This window comes from Hymenobacter sp. 5317J-9, from assembly GCF_022921075.1.
Classification (GTDB): domain Bacteria; phylum Bacteroidota; class Bacteroidia; order Cytophagales; family Hymenobacteraceae; genus Hymenobacter.
Genome location: NZ_CP095050.1, coordinates 3834455 through 3858201 on the forward strand (window position 1 = coordinate 3834455; position 23747 = coordinate 3858201).

At 64.9% G+C, this 23747-nt stretch carries 16 protein-coding genes; all 16 read left to right on the top strand.

Going from position 1 to position 23747, the window contains the following annotated elements:
• The first annotated feature begins 2 nt into the window (after nucleotides 1-2).
• Nucleotides 3-3230, top strand: coding sequence for a SusC/RagA family TonB-linked outer membrane protein (locus tag MUN81_RS16175; protein ID WP_245112187.1), 3228 nt, complete (start codon nucleotides 3-5; stop codon nucleotides 3228-3230).
• A gap of 19 nt (nucleotides 3231-3249) precedes the next feature.
• Entirely contained in the window at nucleotides 3250-5055 is a 1806-nt protein-coding gene (locus tag MUN81_RS16180; protein ID WP_245112189.1) for a RagB/SusD family nutrient uptake outer membrane protein, read from the top strand.
• Between the two features lie 129 nt (nucleotides 5056-5184).
• A complete protein-coding gene (locus MUN81_RS16185; protein WP_245112191.1) occupies nucleotides 5185-5949 on the top strand; it encodes an SDR family oxidoreductase in 765 nt (254 codons plus the stop codon).
• Between the two features lie 164 nt (nucleotides 5950-6113).
• Entirely contained in the window at nucleotides 6114-6971 is an 858-nt protein-coding gene (locus MUN81_RS16190) for a fumarylacetoacetate hydrolase family protein (protein ID WP_245112193.1), read from the top strand.
• Nucleotides 6958-7794 (top strand): amidohydrolase family protein, encoded by an 837-nt coding sequence (locus MUN81_RS16195; RefSeq protein WP_245112195.1) that lies wholly within the window; start codon nucleotides 6958-6960, stop codon nucleotides 7792-7794. Before MUN81_RS16190 ends, MUN81_RS16195 begins: the two co-directional genes overlap by 14 nt.
• Before the next feature lie 36 nt (nucleotides 7795-7830).
• A complete protein-coding gene (locus MUN81_RS16200) occupies nucleotides 7831-8619 on the top strand; it encodes an SDR family oxidoreductase (RefSeq protein ID WP_245112197.1) in 789 nt (262 codons plus the stop codon).
• A gap of 38 nt (nucleotides 8620-8657) precedes the next feature.
• Entirely contained in the window at nucleotides 8658-9674 is a 1017-nt protein-coding gene (locus tag MUN81_RS16205) for a zinc-binding alcohol dehydrogenase family protein (protein WP_245112198.1), read from the top strand.
• A 207-nt stretch (nucleotides 9675-9881) separates the two neighbouring features.
• Complete coding sequence (locus MUN81_RS16210) at nucleotides 9882-10583, top strand: hypothetical protein (protein WP_245112200.1); 702 nt, start codon at nucleotides 9882-9884, stop codon at nucleotides 10581-10583.
• Nucleotides 10584-10696: 113 nt separating this feature from the next.
• The gene (locus MUN81_RS16215; RefSeq protein ID WP_245112203.1) at nucleotides 10697-11290 is read left to right on the top strand and encodes a hypothetical protein; all 594 of its coding nucleotides are present in this window, start codon (nucleotides 10697-10699) and stop codon (nucleotides 11288-11290) included.
• On the top strand, nucleotides 11269-12072 hold the full coding sequence (locus MUN81_RS16220) for an ATP-binding protein (RefSeq protein ID WP_245112204.1): 804 nt from the start codon (nucleotides 11269-11271) through the stop codon (nucleotides 12070-12072). Before MUN81_RS16215 ends, MUN81_RS16220 begins: the two co-directional genes overlap by 22 nt.
• Nucleotides 12073-12151: 79 nt before the next feature.
• Nucleotides 12152-12817, top strand: coding sequence for a response regulator transcription factor (locus MUN81_RS16225; RefSeq protein WP_245112206.1), 666 nt, complete (start codon nucleotides 12152-12154; stop codon nucleotides 12815-12817).
• Nucleotides 12818-13238: 421 nt separating this feature from the next.
• Nucleotides 13239-13784, top strand: coding sequence for a tail fiber protein (locus tag MUN81_RS16230; protein WP_245112219.1), 546 nt, complete (start codon nucleotides 13239-13241; stop codon nucleotides 13782-13784).
• A 12-nt stretch (nucleotides 13785-13796) separates the two neighbouring features.
• A complete protein-coding gene (locus MUN81_RS16235) occupies nucleotides 13797-14336 on the top strand; it encodes a tail fiber protein (protein WP_245112222.1) in 540 nt (179 codons plus the stop codon).
• Between the two features lie 32 nt (nucleotides 14337-14368).
• On the top strand, nucleotides 14369-14908 hold the full coding sequence (locus MUN81_RS16240) for a tail fiber protein (protein ID WP_245112225.1): 540 nt from the start codon (nucleotides 14369-14371) through the stop codon (nucleotides 14906-14908).
• A gap of 106 nt (nucleotides 14909-15014) precedes the next feature.
• Nucleotides 15015-15956, top strand: a complete 942-nt coding sequence (locus tag MUN81_RS16245) for a formyltransferase family protein (protein WP_245112227.1) — start codon at nucleotides 15015-15017, stop codon at nucleotides 15954-15956.
• Between the two features lie 173 nt (nucleotides 15957-16129).
• Nucleotides 16130-23614 carry an Ig-like domain-containing protein gene (locus MUN81_RS16250; protein WP_245112229.1) on the top strand — a complete coding sequence of 2495 codons (7485 nt, stop codon included), beginning with the start codon at nucleotides 16130-16132 and terminating at the stop codon, nucleotides 23612-23614.
• Nucleotides 23615-23747: the final 133 nt, after the last annotated feature.

The following is a 23747-nucleotide window of genomic DNA, read 5'->3' on the forward strand; positions in this document are numbered from 1 at the left end:
TTATGTCCCAATCGTTACGAGCCCATCTGCCCCTGCCTGCGGGGGCACCCACCCGACTGGCATGCGCGCTGCTCGTGGGCGGGGCCTTGCTGGGCACCGACCCCGCCCAGGCCGCCGTGGCTGGCCCGCCGGCCAAGACCAAATCGTCCAAAGGCATCACCGTGGGCTTCACCGGCCTGGTGAAGGACTCGAAGGGCAACCCGCTGCCGGGCGTGACGGTGCTCATCAAGGGCACCAAAACGGGCACCAGCTCGGGCCCGGACGGCACGTTCCATTTCAACCTGCCCACCGGCAACGAGACGCTCATTTTCAGCTTCATCGGCTTTAAGAGCCAGGAAATTGCGGTGAACGGCCGCACCTCGCTCGAAGTGAGCCTCGAAGACGATAACACTGCCCTGGATGAGGCAGTCGTGGTGGGCTACGGTACTCAAAACCGGGCCACCATGACCGGGGCCGTGGCCACGGTGGATATGCAAAAGATTCAGGACCTGCCGGTGGGCAGCCTGTCCACAGCGCTGCAGGGGCAGCTGCCCGGCGTGGGCGTGAGCGGCGGCACGGGCCGCCCCGGCGACGCCGGCGCCATCACCATTCGCAACCCCATCATCCTGTCGAAGGACGGCGGCACGCTGCGGCCCCTGTTCGTCATCGACGGCGTGGTGCGCACCGAGGACGACTTCAACGTGCTCGACCAGTCGGAAGTCGAGTCGATTTCCATTCTGAAAGATGCGGCGGCCGCCATCTACGGCGCCCGCGGCGGCCAGGGCGTGGTGCTGCTCACCACGCGGCGCGGCCAGATTGGCGCGCCCAAGTTCAGCTACAGCGGCTCGGTGGGCGCCACCGACGCCCTCATGCTGCCCAAGATGATGAACGGCTACCAGCAGGCCGTGTACCTCAACGACCTGAACACGGCGGCCGGCAAGGCGCCCACGGACGCATCGATTTACACGCCCGATGAGCTGGAGTATTTCAAAAACAACAACACCAACTGGCTGAAAACGGCCTGGCAGCCCGCCATCTTGACGCGCCACGCCCTGAACATGAGCGGCGGCTCGGACCGGGTGACCTACTTCGCGGGCCTGTCCTACAACTACCAGAACGCCAACTTCGACAACATCAACTCCAACAAGTGGACCTACCGCGCCAGCACCGACGTGAAGGTGGCCCGCGGCCTGAAGGCCGGCTTGTCGGTGAGCGGCGACTTGTCGAACAAGCGCATGTACTACCTCAAGCAGGGGGGCGAGAACGTGGAAAACGACATGAAGAGTTTGCTCTACACGCCGCAGTTCGCGCCCATCTACGTGAACGGCCTGCCCACGCTGCTCTCGACGAGCAGCAACACCAACACCATCGACGCCTTCAACTTCTTTGAGGTGCAGAAGTCGGACAACTTCACGGCCACCCGCAACACGGGCCTGAACGTGACGGCCAACATCGACTACGAGCTGCCCTTCCTGAAGGGCCTGAAGGCCCGGGTGCTGTACAGCAAAACCATGGACAACACCTTTGGCAAGCAGTACGGCACGAAGTACAACGTGTACCAGTTTAACATGCTGGGCGACCACAAGCACATCTACGGCGGCGACGTGAGCAAGGTGGTGAGCCTGAACAACGGCGACCGGGTGCGCCTGAACCCCAACTACTTCGACAGCTACCAGCTGAACGGCTACCTGTCGTATGACCGGCAGTTTGGCCAGCACCACGTGTCGGCCATTGCCTTCTTCGAGCAGTCGGAAACCCACATCGACGGGGTGGCCGCCATGGCCGAGGGCGTCATCATCGGCGGCCTGCCCAACCAGAACTACGCCACCGGCACCCAGACGACCACCGAAACCGAATCGGAAGCCGGGACGCTGTCGTACGCCGGCCGCTTCAACTACGACTACGCCGGCAAGTACCTGCTCGAAACCACGCTGCGCTACGACGCCTCCACCAACTTCGCGCCGGAGTACCGCTGGGGCCTATTTCCGTCGTTCTCGGCCGGCTGGGTGGTGTCGGAAGAGTCGTTCTTCAAGAACAACGTGTCTTTCGTTAACTTCCTGAAGCTGCGCGGCTCGCTGGGCTTCCTAGGCTCCGACGCCACCAAGCCCTACAACTGGCAAACCAACTACGCCCTGCAAACCGGTAAGGGCGCCGTGTTCGGCGGCAACGTTGACCGCCCGCTCATTTTCGCCGCCAACAACGCGCTGGCCAACCGCGCCGCCCGCTGGGACGACGACACCAAGTACAACGCCGGCCTTGACGCCCAGTTCTTCGGCGGCCGCCTCTCGCTGGGCGTGGATTACTTCTACGACCACCGCTACAACATGCTGACGTCCCTCACGGGCTCGGCCCCGCTGCTGATTGGCGCGTCGCTGCCGTCGGAAAACTACTCGTCGGTCGACGGCTTCGGCTACGAAATCTCGGTGGGCTACGGCGACAAAATCACGCAGGACCTGTCGTTCCGCCTCAACACGTTCTTCAGCTATAGCGACAACAAGCAGATTCTGGTGGACGTGCCCAAGGGCCAGCTTGGCCAGTGGGACGACCCGACGGGCAACTCGACCGACCAGGGCGTGGTGGGCTACAAGTACCTGGGCATGATGCGCACGCAGCAAGACGTGGACGCCTACCTGAGCGCCCACCCCGGCTACACCGTGATGGGCTTGCCGCTGAAGCCGGGCATGCTGTACTACGAAGACATCCGCGGCCCCAAGGACGCCAACGGCAACTACACCGCCCCCGACGGCAAAATCACCGACGTGGACCAGACCTTCCTGACGCCCAAGAAGGACAACCACTACGGCATCGGCTTCAACCCCACCATCAGCTACAAGTCGCTCACCATCTCGGCCACCATGGGCATCTCGTGGGGCGGCCAGGCGGTGGTGGAGTCGGCGGCCCGCAAGCAGGCCACGGCTACCTCCAACCGTCCCGAGTTCTGGGCCGACCACTGGACACCCGACAACACCAACGCCACCTACCCGGCCCCCTACTACAAGGATTCGTACGACCTGGCTTCGTCGTTCTGGTTCCGCAGCTCGCTGTCGGCCGGCATGCGCAACGCCAACGTGTCGTACGCCCTGCCCACGCAGCTCACCAACCGCTTCGGCATGTCGTCGGTGCGCATGTACTTCACGGCCATCAACCCGCTCAACTTCTACAATCCCTACAGCTACAAAGTGTTTTCGGGGGCGTACGACGCCTACCCCACCCTGCGCTCGCTGTCGTTTGGTTTGAACATTGGCCTCTAATTCCCACCCCACCGGTATCATGAAATCGTTTCTGAAATACTCCGCGCTGGCCCTGGCCACCGGCGCCGCGCTGGCCCTGGGCAGCTGCGAGAAAGCCCTGGACAAGATAAACCTGGGCGCCACCCCCGGCGACCTGATTTACAACGACTCGACCCTGGCTAACCTGAGCCTGAACTACATCTACGACCAGAACCTGCCGCTGTGGTTTGGCATGGGCGGCATCGGCTTCTCGGCCGTGAACCCCACTGGCCTCTCCGACGAGTCGTTTGCCGACAACGCCTACCTGCAGGGCACCGTGCAGCCGAACGACGTGACGGACTTCGGCACCACCCTGGACAAGGGCAACAACTACGGGAAAATCCGGACCATTAATATGTTCATCCGGGACGTGCGGGCCGGCAGCTTGCCGGCGGGCACCAAAAACCGCCTGATTGCGCAAGCGCAGTTTTTCCGGGCCTGGCGCTATTTCGACCTCGTGCGCCTCTACGGCGGGGTGCCGCTGGTGATGAGCCCGCTCAACGGCGTGGGCTCCGAAGCCCGCGACCTCACCTACCTGCCCCGCAACACCACCACCGAAACCTACGCCGCCATCGCGGCCGACCTGGACTCGGCGGCCCGCGCGCTGCCCGGCAAGTGGCCGGCTTCGGCCGACTGGGGCCACATCACGAAGGGCGCCGCGCTAGCTTTCAAAGGCCGGGCGCTGCTCTACGCCGCCAGCCCGCAGTTCAACCCCGGCGACGACGTGGCCCGCTGGCAGGCTGCCTACGACGCCAGCCTGGCCGCCAAAAACACGCTCTCGGCCAACGGCTACGCCCTGCACGCTTCCTACGACCAGATGTGGTTTCAGGAAGTGAACAACCCCGAGGCGGTGATGATTACCGGCTTCAACACCTCAAGCGGCGACCAGACCAAGAAAAACAACACCTACGACAACGGCACCCGGCCTTCGTACACCGGCACCGGCGGCGGCTCGAACCAGCCCACCTGGGACATGGTGCAGGCCTACCCCATGCTCGACGGCAAGCGCCCCGGCCAGTCGACGCGCTACGTGTACAGCCAGCAGCTATTTTACAAAAACCGCGACCCGCGCTTCGACAAGACCATTGCCTACAACGGCTGCGTGTGGCCCCTCAACGGCAATACCTCCTACCGCCTCTGGACCTACTACAAGGGCACGGCTTCGGTGGAAACCAAAGCCAGCACCACCAGCTTCTACACCCGCAAGGCCATCAACCCCACCGTGGACGTGAGCTCGGCCGTGTACGTGGGCACCGACTGGATGGAGATTCGCTACGCCGAAGTGCTGCTGAACCTGGCCGAAGCCGCCTGCGGCATCAACGACCTGACCACGGCCTTCGACCAGCTGAAAGCCATCCGCAAGCGCGCCGGCATCGAGGCCGGCACCGACGGCAACTACGGCCTGACCACCGGCATGAGCCGCACGCAGATGTTCGACGCCATTCTGTACGAGCGCCAGATTGAGTTCGCCTTCGAGGGCAAGCGCTTTTGGGACCTGCGCCGCTGGCGCAAGCTCGAAAGCACGCTCAACGGCAAGCGCCGCCTGGGCCTGACCATCACGCTGACGGCCACGGCTCCGAGCGACTTCGCCACGACCCGCGATGCCCTGGCCGCGGCCCCCGGCGGCCTCGACAACATCTACACCAACTACTTCACCATCGCCACCAAGCAAGTGGACACGAAGTACAACATCGCCTACAAGCCGGAGTATTACTTCTTCGCCATCCCGCAGCAGGCCATCGACAACAACCCCAAAGTGCAGCAGAACAACGGCGTTTGGGGCGGGGCGTTCGACCCGCTGCGCTAAGCGCCAGCACACGGCCCGCACTTGGTTGGGCCCCGGCCAACGCGCCGCCATTCTTCGGGAGTGGCGGCGCGTTGTATTTGTAGAGGGCAGGCCCGCCTGCTTGCATTCGTCCTTCATCCCCTTTCCTTCATGTTTAGTTTATCCGGAAAAACGGCCGTCATCACCGGCGGCGGCAGCGGCATTGGCCGGGCCATTGCGTTGTTGTTTGCCCGCCAGGGTGCCGCCGTGCACATCATTGAGTTGAACGCCGACGCCGGCCAGGACGTGGTGGCCGAGATTGAGCAGGCCGGCGGCCGGGCCGCCGTACACGCTGCCGACGTGAGCCAGCAAGCCGCCGTGGTGGCCGTGTTCCAGGCCATTGGCCGGGTCGATGTGTTGGTGAACAACGCGGGCATCGCCCACGTGGGCACCGTGGAAACCACCTCCGAAGCCGACTTCGACCGCGTGTACCAGGTGAACGTGAAGGGCGCCTACAACTGCCTGTTCGCCGCCGTGCCGCTGATGAAGGCCCACGGCGGCGGGGCCATCGTGAACATGGCCTCCATCGCGGCCCACGTAGGCCTCACCGACCGCCTGGCCTACTCCATGAGTAAGGGCGCCATCTTCGCCATGACGCTCTCGGTAGCGCGCGACTACCTCGGCAGCAACATTCGCTGCAACAGCATCTCGCCGGCCCGGGTGCACACGCCGTTCGTGGACGGCTTCATCGCCAAAAACTACGCCGGCCAGGAAGCCGAAATCTTCGACAAGCTCTCGAAGAGCCAACCCATCAGCCGCATGGGCCAGCCCGACGAAGTGGCTGCCCTGGCCCTGTACCTAGCTTCAGACGAGGCCGGCTTCGTGACCGGCTGCGACTACCCGCTCGACGGCGGCTTCATCAAGCTGAACACCTAGCCCGGTCCCAATCCGCCGGCGCCCGTCTTCGCAACAGGACACTACAGGAACGTCGCGTCACGGGCCCCGAAGCATCTTTACCGCGCCACCTCGGCTCCCCCTCTCCTTTTCGGAGAGGGGGCCGGGGGGTGAGGCGCCCGCCAGCACGTAAACCCACATACCCTATGAAACTCATCCGCTACGGCCAGCCCGGCCAGGAAAAGCCCGGCGTCATTCTGAATGACCAGCACTACGACGCCTCGGCTTTCGGTGAAGACTACAACGAAGCTTTTTTCGCCACCGACGGCCTCACGCGCCTGGCCCGGTTCCTGAAAGAAAACGAAGGCCAGCTCCCGCAAATTGGGGCCAATGAGCGGCTGGGCCCGCCGGTGGCGCGGCCGTCCAAGCTGCTCTGCATCGGGCTGAACTACGCCGACCACGCCCGCGAAACCGGCGCCACCCCGCCCCCCGAGCCGGTGCTGTTCATGAAATCGACGACGGCCTATGTGGGCCCGAACGACGACCTGGTAATCCCCAAAAACTCCGTAAAAACCGACTGGGAAGTGGAGCTGGCCGTGGTCATCGGCAAGCGCGCTTCCTATGTAGAAGAGGCCGACGCCCACGAGTACATTGCCGGCTACGCCCTGCACAACGACGTGAGCGAGCGGGAGTTTCAGCTGGAGCGCAGCGGCACCTGGGACAAGGGCAAGGGCTGCGACACGTTCGCGCCCATCGGCCCTTTCATGGCCACGCCCGACGAAATCGGCGACATCGACAACCTGCGCCTCTGGCTGAGCGTGAACGGGCAGATGATGCAGGACGGCACCACGGCCAACCTCATTTTCAAGATTCCCTTCCTGATTTCCTACCTCAGCCAGTTTATGACGCTGTTGCCCGGCGACATCATCTCGACGGGCACGCCGGCCGGTGTGGGCCTGGGCATGAAACCGCCCGTGTACCTCAAGCCCGGCGACGTGGTGGAGCTGGGCATAACCGGCCTGGGTACCTCGCGCCAAACCGTGAAAGCGTATGGCCAGAATTGATGCCCACCAGCACTTCTGGCAGTTCGACCCCGTGCGCGACGCTTGGATAACCGACGACATGGCGGCCATCCAGCGCGACTTTCTACCCGCCGACCTGGAGCCGCTGCTGCTGCAACACGGCTTCGACGGCTGCGTGGTGGTGCAGTCGGACCAGACCGAGGCCGAAAACGAGTTTCAGCTGGCTAATGCAGCCGCTCACGACTTCATCCAGGGCGTGGTGGGCTGGGTTGATTTGCAGGCCGAGAATGTGACTGAGCGGCTGGCGTACTACAGCCAGTTTGTGAAGCTGAAGGGCTTCCGCCATGTGCTGCAGGGCGAGGCCGACCGCGCCCTGATGCTGAAGCCAAACTTTCGGCGCGGCATCGGGGCGCTGGCCGCGCACGGATTCACCTACGACGTGCTGATTTTTCCCGACCAGCTCGGCTTTGCGGCGGAGCTGGCGGCAGCTTTTCCCAACCAACCTTTTGTGCTCGACCACTTGGCCAAGCCGCGCATCAAGGACCAACTTATTCATGATTGGGCCCGGGACATTCGGGCCCTGGCGGCGCACGAAAACGTGAGCTGCAAGGTGTCGGGTATGGTGACGGAAGCCGACTGGCAGCACTGGCAGCCGGCCGATTTCCGTCCCTACCTCGACGCAGTGCTTGAAGCCTTCGGCCCGCGCCGCGTCATGTTCGGCTCCGATTGGCCGGTGTGCAACGTGGCCGGCGGCTACGGCCGCATGCACGCACTGGTGGCCGACTACGTGGCTCGGCTTTCGCCCACGGAGCAGGCCGGATTTTGGGGCGGCAACGCCACCGATTTCTATCAACTAACCCATTAATTGATAACTGCTCACTGTTACCTATTACCTGAAAACATGGATTTACAGCTGCAGAATAAGGTCATCATCGTAACCGGCGGGGCCAAGGGCATTGGCGAAGGCATCTCGCGCGTGCTGGCGGCCGAAGGCGCCATTCCGGTCATCGTGGGCCGCAACGAAGCCGACAACCAGCAAACCGTGGCGGCCCTTGAGGCTGCTGGTGGCCGGGCCTGGCAGGTGGCCGCCGAGCTGGCCGAGCCGGAAGAATGCGCCCGCGCCGTGCAGGCCGTCATTGCGCAGTTTGGCCGCATCGACGGCTTGGTAAACAACGCCGGCGTAAACGACGGCGTGGGCCTGGAATCCGGCGACTACGCCGGCTTCATGCAGAGCCTGCACCGCAACGTGGTGCACTACTACCTCATGGCCCACCACGCGCTGCCCGAATTGAAAAAGTCGCAAGGCGCCATCGTCAACATCACTTCCAAAACCGCCGAAACCGGCCAGGGCAACACCTCGGCCTACGCCGCGGCCAACGGCGGCCGCAACGCCCTCACCCGCGAGTGGGCCGTGGAGCTGCTCAAATACGGCATCCGCGTGAACGCCGTGATGGTGGCCGAATGCTGGACGCCGGCCTACGAAACCTGGATTAAGACCCTGCCCAACCCGGAGGAAAAGCTGCGCGAAATCACCAGCAAAATCCCGCTGGGCAACCGCATGACCACCGCCGAGGAGCTGGCCAACACCACGGCTTTCCTGCTCTCTGCCCGCAGCAGCCACACCACCGGCCAGATTATCCACGTCGACGGCGGCTACGTGCACCTCGACCGTGCCCTGGCCAACGCTTAGCAATAGAGTACGCCTGTCCTCCACCCCTCCCATCCACTATGAATACCCTCGTTTGCTTGGAGCCCGGCCTGTTTGCCTACCAGCAGCACCCTCACCCCACCGTTCAGCCCGGCCAGGCCCTGATTCGCATCCGGCGCATCGGCATCTGCGGCACCGATTTGCACGCGTTTCAGGGCACGCAGCCCTTTTTTAGCTACCCGCGCGTGTTGGGCCACGAGCTGGCCGGCGAACTGCTCGACGCCGGTGGGGCGGAAGGCTTTGCCGCGGGCGAGGCCGTCACGTTTATTCCCTATTTCAACTGTGGGCACTGCATTGCCTGCCGCCGTGGCCTGCCCAACTGCTGCGCCAGCATCAAAGTATTTGGCGTGCACGCCGACGGCGGCATGACCGACGTGGTGGCCGTGCCCGCCGACAAGCTGGTGCACGGCGAAGGCCTGAGCTACGACGAGCTGGCCCTGGTGGAGCCGCTGGCCATTGGCGCCCACGGCGTGCGCCGGGCCGCCGTCGAGCCCGGCGAGTTTGTGCTGGTGGTGGGCGCCGGTCCCATCGGGCTGGGCGTGATGGAGTTTGCCCGCATTGCCGGCGCCCGGGTCATTGCCTTGGATATCAACGAGCAGCGCCTGGCTTTCTGCCGGGAAAAGCTGGGCGTGGCCCACACCATCAACGCGCTGACGCCCGACGTGGCGGCGCAGCTGGCCGACATCACCCACGGCGACATGCCCACCGTGGTGATTGACGCCACCGGCAGCCAAAAGGCCATTCTGGGGGCGTTTCCGTACCTGGCGCACGGCGGACGCTTCGTGCTGGTGGGGCTGCAAAAGGGCGACATCAGCTTTTCGCACCCCGAGTTTCACAAGCGCGAGGCCACGCTGATGAGCAGCCGCAACGCCACCCGCGCCGACTTCGAGCACGTCATCGCCAGCATGAAGCAGGGCCTGGTGCAGCCCACCACCTATATCACCCACCGCGTGCGGTTCGAGGAAGTGAAGGCTGAGTTTGCGCAGTGGCTCGACCCCGCCACCGGCGTCATCAAGGCCATGGTGGAACTGGGATAGGACACAAATCCGGGGCCCGGTTTACCCAGGCTTTCGCCTGCTTTGGCACTGCTTTGCCAGCTTTGTGAGGGCTTGGGCAACCACGTATTTCTACGTGGTTTTTAAACAGCGTACTTCTACGGGTTATTCTCGGCGGGGTACGCTGTTTCTTTGCTCCGCCAAAACGCACCGCAGCACTCACTTTTCCCCTTTCACCCCACCGCTCACATGCAAAAAAGCACTACCGCCGAAGGCACCCTGGCCCCCGCTCTGTTTGACGAATACGCCGCGCAGTGGCACAGCAAAATCAGCGACTTGGGCAACCCCGACGTGACGAACTACTTCGCCAACGGGACCGGCGGCCGGCTCACTTACCTCACCTTCTCCATTCAGCGCGTGGCCGAGCTGGTATCGGCCGTGGGCGTGAAGTACATCAAAGCGCGCTTCGTGCTGATGCCTGACGCCAGCTCCGGGCAGTACCGCTTCTCGCTGGTGCTGTTTGCTGCCGACCAGGAGGACCGCCGACTCACGGCTTACTACCTGCCCGACGCCCCCCAGGACGCGCCGCCCACGGTGGGCGAGCCCCTGCCCGGCGGGCTGGCCGGCCTCTGGCAAGCGGCCTGGGCCGAAGCCTCACCGCTCACGTCGGCCATGTTCACCACCAGCTACGGCGTGCTGAAGGGCTACAACTTCGACCTCAAGGACTTTCTGACGCCGCTCTTCACCAACGACCAGCCCTACGACAAGCAGCAGGTGCGGGTGGGGATGGGCCTGCACAGCTACATCACCCCCGACGACCAGTACACGCAAACCTTCGGCCTGATGGTGCGCCGCTTCGACCCCACCGGGCAGGAATCTTCCGGCAAGCTTCAGAGCGTAGCAGACTTCGAATTCTTCGACCTGTCGACGCCCTGCCCGCCTGTGATATAGCCGCAGCCGCGCGGCCCCTTGCTACCCGAAGCACTCTGTTGACCTAAATGGCCGACTTATTCCATCTCACGCTGCCACAACTAATGGTCCGGGTGTCACCCGTTCCTGTGGTTGTGGCAGCGCTTATCGGGCTGCTGCGGTTCCGCCACTTGCCCCTGAACCTGCGCTATTTAGCAGCCCTCGTGTGGTTCATCCTGCCCTTGGAAATGCTGGGCTTGGTAATGATGCTTTACCACCAAAACAACTTGTTTCTGATGCCCATTTCGGCCATTGGCGAGTTTGGCCTGCTGGCGCAGGTGTACAGCAAAACCCTGCAGTCGCGCGCCTTCAATCGGGCCATGCCGTGGCTGGTGGGCGGCTTTGCGGCCTATGCTATTTTCGACAGCCTGTACGTGGGTGCGCTCACCCAATTCCGGCCCGGCCAGCAGGTGCTGCAAAGCGTGTTGGTGCTCGGGCTGGTGGGCCTGTACTTTCGCAAGCTGTTGCACGAGCTGCGCGTGCAGCAGCTCAAGCGCGAACCCATGTTTTGGGTATCGGCCGGGCTCACCATATATTGCCTGGGCTACCTGCAAATCGCGCTGTTCAGCAGCTACCTGCTGCGCTATTCGGTGCGCCTGAATATGAACGTCTGGATGGTGCACTCGCTGCTGTTTATGACACTATACTGCTGCTACAGCATGGCCCTATGGCTTCCCCAGAAGAAGTAGCTTTCGGCTCCCTGCTGTTTTGGGGCATCGCCATGATGCTGCTGGCGGCCGGGTGCCTGCTCTTGTTTCTGGTCACTTACCAAAAACGCCTGCTGCAGCAGCAGCTGCGCCTGCGCACCACCCAGGCCGAGCACCAACAAGCCCTGTTGGCCGCCATCATTGAGGCACAGGAAGGCGAGCGGGAACGCATCGGGCAAGACCTGCACGACGGCATCGGCTCCACGCTGGCCACGGCCAAGCTGCTCGTGAACCGCCTCGGCCAGCAACCCGCCCCCGCCAATGCCCCGGAGCTGCTGGCTCTGGTGGAGGAGCTCATGGCCACCGCCGTGCAGGACGCGCGCAGCATCTCGCACAGCCTCTACCCGGCCGTGCTGGCCCGCTACGGCCTGGCCGAAGCCCTGCAACACCTCGTGGACGTGGCCAACGAAGCCGGCCCCCTGCACATTGCGCTGGCGCTGCGCTACCCGCGTCCCCTGGCCCTGCGCCAGGAACTGGCCCTGTATCGCATTTGCCAGGAGCTGGTGCACAACGCCCAGAAACATGCCCGCGGTGCCACCCGCCTCGACGTGGCCCTGCGCCAACGCGGCGAACGGCTGGAGCTAACGGTGGAGGACGATGGCTGCGGCCTGCCCGCCAATGCCGGCGCTGCCGCGCCCGTGGTGGCCGGGGCGGGCCTGCGCAACATCGACGTACGCGTGCAGATGCTGGGGGCCCGCCTCCACCAGCAAGTGCCGGCCACCGGCGGCACCTGCTTCCGCGTCGAACTCCAAACGCCCGAATAGCCCACCTGAAAACCCTGATTATTTAATCGTTACATTCGCCCACTCTTTCCATTTTGCCCCACCTGGCTACCCCCTTGGCATGGCACCTTCCTACCCAGTTCACATCGCCCTTCTCGACGACCATCCCCTGTTTCGGCAAGGGTTGCGCTACATCCTGCAGGCCCTGCCCTACGTCGAAGCAGTGGCCGACACTTCCACCCTCCCTGAGCTGCTGACGGCCTGCGAGCAGCGGTTGCCCGACGTGCTGCTGCTCGACCTGCAGATGCCCGGCATGGACGGCCCGGAAGTGGCCCAATTGCTGCTGACAAGGTTTCCGGACCTGAAGATTGTGGTGCTGTCCATGCATTCGGCCGATAAATTCATCACGCAGATGATGAAGCTGGGCGCGCGCAGCTACCTGCCCAAAGACGCCGCCCCCGAAGAGCTCATCCGGGCCCTGGAGGAGGTGCTGGCCACCGGCTACCACTTTACGCCGCGCATCTCGCGCGCGCTGATGCGCGGCGTGCAGCAGCCCAGCCGGCAGCACCCCGCCAAGCTGCTGGAGCCCGACCACTTCACGCCCCGCGAGGAAGAAGTGCTGCGCCTCATCTGCGAAGGCTGCACCGCGGCCGAAATTGCCACCCATCTCTTCATCAGCAAGCGCACGGTGGAGGGCCACTGGCAACGCCTGCTGGAAAAAACCGGCACCCGCAACGTGGCGGGACTGGTCGTGTTTGCCGCCAAGCACGGCATGCTGGAAACCTAGCACGGGCACAGCGCCCACCCAGGACGCTCCCGTAGAAATACGTGGTTTTCAAAACCGCGTATTTCTACGCTAAAACCCCCTGAGTTCATCCCATTATTTTGCTTACGCAAACCGAGTGGCTTGGCGCATCTATTCTCTTGCTATCAGGCAGTTACTGCCGTGAAAGCCTCGCCGGCAACAAGAATTTTGCGCGCCAGCCGTCTTCTGCCCGAATTGGGGCTTGACAGCGAAGCCGCTTGTTTTTCACCTGCTCATCGGCGGAACCCTTTTTGCTTCCCCGCTGCACGGCTGTCGGCGGCTTTTGCCCTTGTTGTCCCGCCTACTGGCAGCCGGCAACGCAAGCTGTTCTGATTTTCTTTCCCTGCTTCTGCTTCGGATAAAGGCCTCTTTCTCCCTTTTCAACTTTTTTCCCATTCATCCCATGGACCCATTTCTTGGCGAAATTCGCCTGATGCCTTACTCCTACGCCCCCAAAGGGTGGCTGCTGTGCCAGGGGCAGATTATGAGCATTGCCAGCAATACGGCCTTGTTCGCGCTGCTGGGCACGACGTTCGGCGGCGACGGAAAGTCTACTTTCGGCATCCCCGATTTGCGTGGCCGCACCTACGTGGGCGTGGGCCAGGGCCCGGGGCTTTCGTCCTACGTGGCAGGGCAGGCGACGGGCACGGAGTCCGTCACGCTACAGCTGAACCAAATGCCGGCGCACGTGCACTCGCTGGCGCCCGCGGCCATGCCCGCCGGCACCGCCGGCGCCGACCTAACGGCGGTGAGCAACGACTACTACGCACCCGTGCCCAACGGCCAACCCAATCAATACTCGCTCGACGGCGGGCCGAACATGGCGGCGGACGTGCTCAGCGGCACGGCGGAAGCGGCCGGTGGCAGCCAAGGCCACGAAAACCGCATGCCGTTCCTGGTGATGAACTACTGCATTGCTACCCAAGGCCTTTTCCCCTCGCGTCCCTAATTACCTTTTCACATGGCATCTCCTTATATCGGCGAAATCCGCACCGTGGGCTTCAACTTCGCGCCCGTCGGCTGGCTGCAATGCCAGGGCCAACTAGTCAACATCTCCGAATACGACATGTTGTATGCGTTGATTGGCACCACGTACGGCGGCGACGGTCAATCGACTTTCGCCCTGCCCGACCTGCGCAGCCGCGTCAACGTGGCCGCGGGCCAGGGCCCGGGCCTCTCGCGCTACGAAATAGGCCAGCAGGCGGGGGTCGAAACCGTTACGCTAGTCAGCGCGCAGCTGGCCCCGCATGCCCACCCGTACGTGGGCTCCATCAACGCCAGCACGGGCGGCAACGTGGGCAACGACCCCACCGGCAAGTACCCCGGCAACGCCAGCAGCAGCATTTACGGCGCCAGCGCCTCGGAGGCGAATAAGATGGCGACCAACATCACCGGCATGGCGCAGCCCACCGGGGGCAACCAGCCACACGCCAACATCCAGCCGGTGCTGGCCCTGAATGCCATTATCTGCTACGAGGGGATATACCCGCCGCAGCCGTAAGCCTTGTTTCTTCCCTAATCAGCACCAACGTCATGAGCGAACCATACATCGGCGAACTCCGCGCCATCGGCTTCAACTTTGCCCCCAAGGGCTGGGCCCTGTGCAACGGGCAGCTGCTGCCCATCAACCAAAACCAAGCCCTGTTTTCGGTAATTGGCACTACCTACGGCGGCAACGGCACAACCAATTTCGCGCTGCCCAACCTGCAGTCGCGGGTGGCACTGGGCTCGGGCCAGGGCCCCGGCCTGCAGAACTACGTCCTCGGCCAGACGGGCGGCAACGAAGGCGTGGCCCTGACGCCAGCCCAACTGCCGGTCCACACGCACGTGGTGAGCGGCACCATGCAAGCCGGCGCCGCCGCCGACGACACCAATCCGGCGGGCAACTACCCCGGCAGCGGCCAACGCAACATGTACTCCGACGGCCCCAAGAACGCCACGCTGGGCACGCCCAACTTCGTGAAAGGCCAAACGGCATCGATGGGAAGCGGCGTACCCCACGAAAACCACCAGCCTTACCTGGCCACGTACTTCGTCATTGCCCTGACGGGCGTGTTCCCCTCGCGCGGTTAATCAAGCGCCAAGTCAACCGTCAGTCGCGGCTGCTCATGCTTGAGTTAGCCGTGGCTGGCGGTTCTTTTCATATGCGGCCCTACGCCGCGCTTTCTTCCGACTCCACATGCGCGTTGCCGTCATTATCAGCAGCCTGCTGGGCTGGCCCCTGCTCCACGATTTGCTTGGCCAGGGCGTGGTAGCGGGCGTGGCCGTGCCCGCCACGGCCACGCCCGAAGCCGAGCGGGTGGCCCACCTGCTTGAGCAAGCTGGCGTGGCCCCGGTGCCCCTGACGCGCCCCGCCCTGGCGCCGCAACTCACCGACTGGCTGGCCGCCTTGCAGCCCACGGCCGTGCTGGTGCTCACCTTTCCGTGGCGCATTCCGGCCGCTGTGCTGGGCCTGCCGCCGCAGGGTTTTATCAACTTTCACTTCGCGGCGCTGCCCGGCTACCGCGGCCCCGAGCCCACGTTCTGGCAGATACGCCGGGGCGAGCCGGCCGGCGCCGTGACGGTGCACCGCATGGCCGCCGACTTCGACACCGGCCCGGTGCTGGTGGCCGTGCCCGTGCCCATTGGGCCGCACGACACGCACGGGCTGCACCGCGCCCAGCTGGCCCTGGCCGGCGTGGGCGCCGCCCGCCACTTGCTGGCGGGCCTGCGCGGCGAAACGCCGCTGCCCGAACACCCCCAGGACGAAACCGCGGCCCGCTACTGGCCCCGCCCCACCCTGGCCGACCTCTGCATCGACTGGCAGGAGCCGGCCGAGCGCATTGCCCGGCTGATACAGGCCGCCAACCCCTGGAACCGCGGTGCCCTGGCGGTGCTACGCGGCCAGGAGCTACGCGTGCTGGCCGCCACCGTGCGCCCCGAAACCGTGGCCGCCCCGCCCGGCACGGTGGTGCTGGCCGCGCCGGGGCAAGCGCTGCTGGTGGCGTGCGGCGGCGGCCACGTGCTGCAGCTTGACATTGTGTGCCTGGACGAAGGCTATTTCACCGGCGGGCAACTGGCGAGCATGGGTGTGCCCGTGGGCGAAATCCTGGGCACGCTGCTCGCTACCCAGCCCGCGTGAGGCAGAGCGGTGAAGCGCACGCCGAAACCGGCGGGCGGTACTGCCGCCTCAGTCAGGTGCAATCAAATAATGCTTTCATTATAAGCAAGTAACTTCGTAGAGCACCATCTGCTATTGTCGGATGATTCCCGTTTCATCTTTTCCCTTTCCATCATTTCTTATTCCAACCGCACATGCGAACAACCTTACGTTACCTCTTACTGCTCCCGCTGCTGCTGGCGGCCTGGGGCAGCCAGGCCCAGACCGTGACGCTCCAGCAGGAGTCGTTTGAAAATGCGCTGGGCTCGACCAGCTCGCAGGTAGACCTCCCCAATACCACCGTGCTGACAACGGCCGCCACCGGTTCCCCCGACTCGTATTTCCTGCGCACTTCCAATGCCACCGTGGGCTCGGATGCGCCCGGCTTTCAGTCGACCGGCGTGAACGGCAGCACGCTGCCCACCAACGTGGACGGAAGCTTCTACTGGGTGGGCGAAGCGGTAAAGGGAATCGAAGCCTACGCGGCCGCTCCGCCCAACCCCATCCCCCCGCGTATTGGGGGCCGGATAACGCTGAAACCGGTGAGCATAGCCGGCTACGCGACGCTGCAGGTGAAGGTGAATCTTTTCCTGGCGCGGGCGGGCAGGGTTTCCGACCGCATAGAAACCGACGATACGCTGCGGGTGCAGGTGCGCTTCAACAACACCGGGGGCTGGACGACGGTGGGCCAGTTGGTGGGCGACAACGCCACTCCCCTGGGCAGTGGCTATTGGCGGGTAGATGCCTTACGGGATGGAAAATCGTCGGACGACGTGGCCGCGGGTACCCAAACCGTGGGGAATCCCTTCAGCGAATTCACGTTTGACGTGTCGGGCACGGGCTCGACCCTGCAAACGCGGATAGTGGTGGCCGAGCAGGGCACCAGCGAAGAGTTTGGCATCGACAACATTCGGGTGCTGGGCGTGGCCAGCAGCAACCAGGCGCCGGTGCTGACTATTGAAAGCTCGAACATTAACTACAGCGAAGGGCAAGGTGCTGTCAACATTACAAGCTTGCTCACGGTGAGCGACGACGGAGCGAACCTGACCGGCGCCACCATCTCCTTCGCCTCGGCGGGCTTCGACAACACCGAGGACCGGCTGCTCTTCACCAACCAGAACGGTATTACCGGCAGTTACGTCATCAATACGGGCGTGCTGACGCTGACGGGCACGGCCAACGTGGCCGCCTACCAGACGGCGCTACGCTCCATACAATACCAGGACATTGACCCAAACGACGCCCGGCCCGGCACGCGAACCATCAATTTCTCGGTTACCGACGGCATTTCCTCCAGCTTGCCGGTGTCGCGCAACATTGCCGTGACTTCCTCCCTGAATGCGGCTACGGGACTGCCGTACACGGAGGAATTTCCGGCCACGCCCAACGGCGAAGGCACCCGCTACGGCAGCAACCACTTCTACACGCAGCCGACCATTCAGTTTGAGCGCACCGACCTGACCCAACCCGGCGGCTCGGGCCGGACGACGTTCAGCAACATGAGCAATACCGGCTATTGGTACGGCGTCAACACCGAAACCGGCCCGGTCCCGAGCGTGGTCATCGGCTACCTGGAAACGCAGCCCATCAATACGGCGGGCTATGCCAACCTGAACTTTGCCATCCGCCTGGGCGCTTCGACGGCCAACGCGGCCTGGCAGACGTCGGAATACTTCAAAGCCTTTTACCGGGTGGTGGGCAGTTCTACCTGGACGCCCATTCTTTCCTTCCGGGGCACGGCCACTACGGCCAACACCACCACCGGCGTGATGAGGCAGGATGCGGTGGCCAGCACCACCACCGGCGTGCCCACCGGCACGCAGCTGACGCCCGCCCTGGCGGACTTCACCGTTCCGGTGCCCGCCCCGGCCGGAGCGACGATAGAACTGCGGCTGGAGCTGCGCAACGTGACGGCGGTTGACGAGTTTGCGTTTGACTACCTGCGCCTGACGGGTACCCTGGTGTCGCCGCCGTCTGTCACGACGGGCACGGCCGGCAGCGTCACGACCGTTTCAGCCGCCATCAACAACAACTCGCTAACCAACGACGGCGGAGCCAGCCTCAGCGACTACGGCGTGGTGTACGTGGCCGGCACGGGCACGCCCACCACCGCCAGCTCGAAGGTGCAGGCGGGCACCACTTCGCCGGGCACTTTCCCGGCCGCCTTCTCCAGCAGCCTGACGGGCCTCACGCCCGGCACCCAGTACACGGCGCGGGCCTACGCCATAAACAGCGCCGGCACGGCTTACGGCAGCAGCGTCACCTTCACCACGGCGCCCAACGCGCCCGTCGTGACGGCACCCGCCAACGGCAGCCTTACCAACGACAACACGCCTACCTACACCGGCACTGCGCAAGCCAACGCGACGGTGTCGGTGATTGTCGACGGCGCCAGCATTGGCACGACGACGGCTAACGCATCGGGCAATTGGACCCTGACCCAGCCCACGGCTCTGAGCCAGGGCAGCCACACCGTTCGGGCCACGGCCGCGATAAACGGCAGCGCCGCCAGCGCCAACAGCAACACCAACACCTTCACGGTGGACGCGGTGCCGCCGGCCGCGCCGGTGGTGACGGCCCCGGCCAACGGCAGCACCACTCCCACCACCACGCCCACCTACAGCGGCACGGCCGAAGCCAACGCGACGGTGACGGTGTACGTGGACACGAATCCCATCGGCACGACGACGGCTAATGCATCGGGCAACTGGACCCTGACCCAGCCCACGGCCCTGAGCCAGGGCAGCCACACGGTGTACGCCAAAGCCACCGACACGGCGGGCAACACCGGCCCGAACTCCGCCACCAACACCTTCACGGTGGACACGGTGGCCCCGACGGTGAGCAGCAGCAACCGCCAAAACCCGGCGGCCAACCCCACCAATGCCACCTCGCTGACGTACCGCGTAACCTTCAGCGAAGCCGTGACGGGCGTAACCACCAGCAGCTTTGCGTTCACGACCACCGGCGGCATCACCGGCACCATTGCCAGTGTGGCCTCGGTGGGCGGCAGCAACGGCACGCAGTACGACGTGACGGTGAACAGCGTGAGCGGCAACGGCACCGGGCGCCTCGACGTGAAGAGCAGCGGCTCGGGCATTACCGACGTGGCCGGCAATGCCCTGAGCGGCGGCTATACCGGCGGCCAAACCTACACCGTCAGCCAGAGCGTTACCGTAACCTCGGTGACGCGCCTAACGCCTTCGCCCACGGCCACGCCTACGGTGAGCTACCAGGTGGTATTCTCGGGCAGCGTGACGGGCCTGACGACCGGCAACTTTGCGGTCACCGTCACGAGCGGCAGCATCAGCGGCGCTTCGGTGGCCAGCGTTTCGGCCGGGCCGAGCACCACTTTCACGGTGGTGGTGAACACGGGCAGCAGCACCAGCAACGGCACCCTGCGCCTAGACGTGAACAACAGCACGGGCACGACGCCCACGATTACGAACGTGCCCTACACGGCGGGCGAGCAGTACGACATCACCAAGAGCTTCGCGGCCGGGCCCACGCTGCGCCTGCTGGGAGCGGGCAGCGCCAGCGGCAGCAACAACGACGTGACGGCCTTCGTGGACCGGGTGCAGGTGCAGCTGAACGGCTCCAGCACGCCCTTCGCCAACGGCCTGCAGAACGGCGGCTTCGAATCTAACAACGTGTTGACCAACAATTTCAAGAAAACGGCCGACGGCGTCGTCGCCTCGCCTTGGAACTTCACCAGCCTGGCCGGGGTGTCGCGCAACGGCAGCAATGGCTTCGGCTCGACGGCGTTTGAGGGCGACGCGGTGGGCCTGGTGCAAAGCACGGGCGGCAGCAACGGCAGCATTGAGCAGCGACTGGCCGTGCCGACGGGCAGCTACCAGGTAAACTTCCAGGCCGCCCAGCGGACCAACAACAACATCAGCGACCAGGTGGTGAACGTGTATCTGCTGCAAGGCGCCATTCCCGTGTTCGTGGGCAGCATTCAGCCCAGTACGGCCGGCTTCTACCAGTCCTTCACCTCGGCCGCCTTCAACGTGACGGCCCCGGCCCTGACGGCGACGGTGAGCACGACTTCGGCCAGTCCCACCAGCACCGCGCCCATTCCGTTCTCGGTGAGTTTCTCGCCGCTGAGCGTGGGCACCACCTTCACCGCCTCGGACGTGACGGTGACGGGCGGCACGCTGACCAGCGGCAGCTTCGCGGGCAGCGGGGCCGGCCCCTACACCTTCACCGTGACGCCAGCCGGGACGGGCACTGTATCGGTCAGCCTGGCCGCCAACGTGGCCCAGGACGCCAACAACACGGGCAACGATGCCAGCAACTCGGTGAGCGTGCAGTACAACCAGCCGGTAACGGCCACTCCCACCCTGACGAACCCGGTTAATAACGGCTTCGTGCGCACCACCCAGCCCGAGTACCGCGGCACGGCGGTGCCGTTTGCGGCCATTAACATCTTCCGGGGCGGGGTATTGACGGATACGACCTTCGCCAACAGCCTGGGCAATTTCCACAAGTTCTCAACCGCCACCTTGGCCGACGGGCAGTACTCGGTGTACGTGACGGCCACAACCAGCGGCTCGGCCACCAGCGCCAACTCGAACACGAACACCTTCACGGTGGACACAACGGCGCCGACGGCGACGTTGACCAGCTCCACGGTGGCCTCCAACGGCACGACCTCGACCTCGCCGGTGAACTTCACGGCCACCTTCTCGGAGCCGGTGACGGGCTTTACCAGCGCCGGCCTCCAGGTGACGGGCGGCACGGTGACCAGCGGCCCGACGGCGGGCCCCAACAACACCTATACCTTCCAGGTGACGCCCGGCGGGGCCGGCAGCGTGACGGTGCAGGTGCGGGCCAACGCGGCTCAGGACCCGGCCGGCAACTTCAACGCGGTTTCGGGCTCGTACGCCTTCGCCTTCGTGGCGCCCACCATCGTGGTGAATCCGGCCTCACTGTCCAATGGCACGCAGGGCACGGCCTACAGTGTGTCATTCACGGCCGCGGGCGGCTCGGGCAGCTACAGCTACGCGTACAGTGGCAGCGTCATCCCCGGCCTCTCGTTCGCGAGCAACACCCTTTCGGGCACGCCCACGGCCAGCGGCACCTACAACTTCCGCATCACGGCCACCGACAACTCGACTGCCCCCGGCCCCTACAGCGGCTTCCGCAACTATACGCTCACGGTTTCGACCCAGCCCGTGACGGCTGCGCCGATTGTGACGGCGCCGGCCAACGGCGCCCTGACGAACAACCCGACCCCCGCCTACTCGGGCACGGCGTCGGCCGGCAGCACGGTCACGGTGTATGTCGACTTCACGGCCATTGGCACCACCACGGCTTCGGGCACGGGTAGCTTTACGCTGCCCCAGCCCACCCCGCTCGCCGATGGCAGCCACACGGTATACGCCACGGCGCAGACCGCCGGCGCAACCGTGAGCGTCAACAGCAATGCCAATAGCTTCACGGTGGATACAGCCCGCCCCGCAGTGGTCATTAGTTCGACGAACGGCGCCAACGGCAGCACGACTTCCACTTCGCCCCTGCAATTCACGGTGACGTTTTCAGAAAGCGTGACGGGCTTTGTGGCCGGGGGCGTGAGCGTGGGCAACGGGACGCTCTCGGGATTTGCCGGCAGCGGCAACACCTACACCGTCAGCGTGACGCCGACCACGGCCGGCACCCCCACCACGGTGAACATTGCCGCCAACGTGGGCCAGGACGCGGCCGGCAACGGCAACACCGCCGCCGCGCCGTTTGCCATCACCTACCTCGCCCCCATCACAGCAACAGTCTGGACGGGTGCCGTGAGCACCGATTGGTTTACGGCCGGCAACTGGACGGCCGGCGTGCCCACTGCCACGGTGGACGCTACCATCCAGACAGGGTCGGCGCGCTATCCGGCACTGACCACCGGCACGGCCACGGCCAAAAACCTGACCATTGGCACCGGGGCCAGCCTGACCCACACCGGCGGCACGCTGTCGCTGACCGGCGACTTCCTCAACAACGGTACCTACACGGGCTTTAACGCCACCTCTGGCGGCACCGTAGCCCTCAACGGCACCGGCCTCCAGACCCTGGGCGGCAGCAGCCCGCTCCGCTTCTGGAACCTGAGCGTGGGCGCCAGCGGAGCCGCGCAGTCCGTGGCCGTCGACGTGGCCCGCGTCCTGACGCTGACCGGCAACCTGAGCACCGGCGGCCAACCGCTCACGCTGCTGTCGTCGGCGCAGGGCGATGCCCTGGTGAACAACGCCGGCGGCGTGGTGAACGGCACGGCCACCGTGCAACGCTACATCGACCCGAGCCTGAACGCCGGGCTGGGCTACCGCCACTACGCGGCGCCGGTGGCCAACACCACCGTGGCCGACCTGGCCACCAGCGGCTTCGCGCCGGTGGTGAACCCGGCCTACAACATTTCGCCCACCCCCAGCCTGGTCAACCCCTTCCCCACCGTGTTTGGCTACGACCAGAGCCGCCTGACGGTGACGAGCAACTACGCGCCGTTTGACAAAGGCTTCTTCTCGCCCGCCCTGCCGAGCGACCCCTTGGCCGTGGGCCGCGGCTACACCGTCAACCTCAGCGCCAGCCAGCTGGTTGATTTTGTGGGCTTGCTCAACAACGGCACCGTGACCGTGCCGCTGGCCAGCAACCGCGCCAGCTTCCCCGACGGGGGCTGGCAGCTGCTGGGCAACCCCTACCCCGCCCCATTGGACTACTCCACGGTGCCGGCCGGCGACCGGGTGAATCTGGAAGGCGCCATCTATGTGTACAGCAGCACCAGCCAGTACAATGGCCAGTACCGCAGTTACGTGAACGGCGTGGGCGGCAACCCCGTCATCCCTTCGGGCCAGGGCTTCTTCGCCCGCGTGGCCGCGGGGCAGTCGACGGGCTCCATCACCTTCCGCAACGCCAACCGCCTCACAGCCCCCAGCAGCACCACTTTCCAGCGCGGCACTGCCGAAACGCGCCCGCTGGTGCAACTGACGCTGCGCGGGGCCACGGGAACGGCCTCGGACGAGGCGTACGTGTACTTCCAGGCCGGGGCCACGGCCAGGGTGGACGCCCAGTACGACGCCGTGAAGCTGCCCAACACCACCGGCCTGAACCTGGCTTCGCTGGCCGCCGGCACGCCGCTGGCCATCAACGGCCTGCCCTACCCCAACGCCGCGACGCTGACCGTGCCGCTCGCCGTGGCCGTGCCCGTCACGGGCACTTACTCACTCACGGCGGCGCAGGTGCTCAACTTCCCGGCCGGGGCCCAGCCCTACCTGCGCGACCTGCAGTTGGGCACGCTCACCGACCTGCGCCTGACGCCCGCCTACACCTTCACCCAGAACGCGGCCAATACCGCCGCCCGCTTCGAGCTCGTCTTCGGCCCGCAGCAGGTGCTGGGCGCAGCCTCGGCCTCGTTGGCCGCCCAGGTGGCCTTGTTCCCCAACCCGGCCACGCAAAACGTGTACGTTGAACTACCGCCGTCGCTCAGCCGTACACCCGGTACGGCCGGGCTGGTTGACGCCCTGGGCCGGACGGTGCTCACGCAGGCACTGCCGGCTGGCCTGTCTCGGCACACCCTGCCGCTGACCAATCTGGCAACAGGTGTCTATTCGCTGCGCTTACTAACCGAAGCCGGCGTGGTTGTGAAAAGGCTGGTAGTGGAATAACAGCCTCTTTCAATGCATGATAAAAGCCCCGGCTGTGCCAGCAGCCGGGGCTTTTTTTGTGCGCTGCATCTTGCTGGCAAGACTCGACTTAACGAAATATGCCCCGGCCCTTCCTCAACGACGGCCCACGGTC

Coding starts and splice junctions, on each gene's coding strand:
- MUN81_RS16175 (WP_245112187.1), top strand. CDS start 3: ATGTCCCAATCGTTACGAGCCCATCTGCCCCTGCCTGCGGGGGCACCC.
- MUN81_RS16180 (WP_245112189.1), top strand. CDS start 3,250: ATGAAATCGTTTCTGAAATACTCCGCGCTGGCCCTGGCCACCGGCGCC.
- MUN81_RS16185 (WP_245112191.1), top strand. CDS start 5,185: ATGTTTAGTTTATCCGGAAAAACGGCCGTCATCACCGGCGGCGGCAGC.
- MUN81_RS16190 (WP_245112193.1), top strand. CDS start 6,114: ATGAAACTCATCCGCTACGGCCAGCCCGGCCAGGAAAAGCCCGGCGTC.
- MUN81_RS16195 (WP_245112195.1), top strand. CDS start 6,958: ATGGCCAGAATTGATGCCCACCAGCACTTCTGGCAGTTCGACCCCGTG.
- MUN81_RS16200 (WP_245112197.1), top strand. CDS start 7,831: ATGGATTTACAGCTGCAGAATAAGGTCATCATCGTAACCGGCGGGGCC.
- MUN81_RS16205 (WP_245112198.1), top strand. CDS start 8,658: ATGAATACCCTCGTTTGCTTGGAGCCCGGCCTGTTTGCCTACCAGCAG.
- MUN81_RS16210 (WP_245112200.1), top strand. CDS start 9,882: ATGCAAAAAAGCACTACCGCCGAAGGCACCCTGGCCCCCGCTCTGTTT.
- MUN81_RS16220 (WP_245112204.1), top strand. CDS start 11,269: ATGGCTTCCCCAGAAGAAGTAGCTTTCGGCTCCCTGCTGTTTTGGGGC.
- MUN81_RS16225 (WP_245112206.1), top strand. CDS start 12,152: ATGGCACCTTCCTACCCAGTTCACATCGCCCTTCTCGACGACCATCCC.
- MUN81_RS16230 (WP_245112219.1), top strand. CDS start 13,239: ATGGACCCATTTCTTGGCGAAATTCGCCTGATGCCTTACTCCTACGCC.
- MUN81_RS16235 (WP_245112222.1), top strand. CDS start 13,797: ATGGCATCTCCTTATATCGGCGAAATCCGCACCGTGGGCTTCAACTTC.
- MUN81_RS16240 (WP_245112225.1), top strand. CDS start 14,369: ATGAGCGAACCATACATCGGCGAACTCCGCGCCATCGGCTTCAACTTT.
- MUN81_RS16245 (WP_245112227.1), top strand. CDS start 15,015: ATGCGCGTTGCCGTCATTATCAGCAGCCTGCTGGGCTGGCCCCTGCTC.
- MUN81_RS16250 (WP_245112229.1), top strand. CDS start 16,130: ATGCGAACAACCTTACGTTACCTCTTACTGCTCCCGCTGCTGCTGGCG.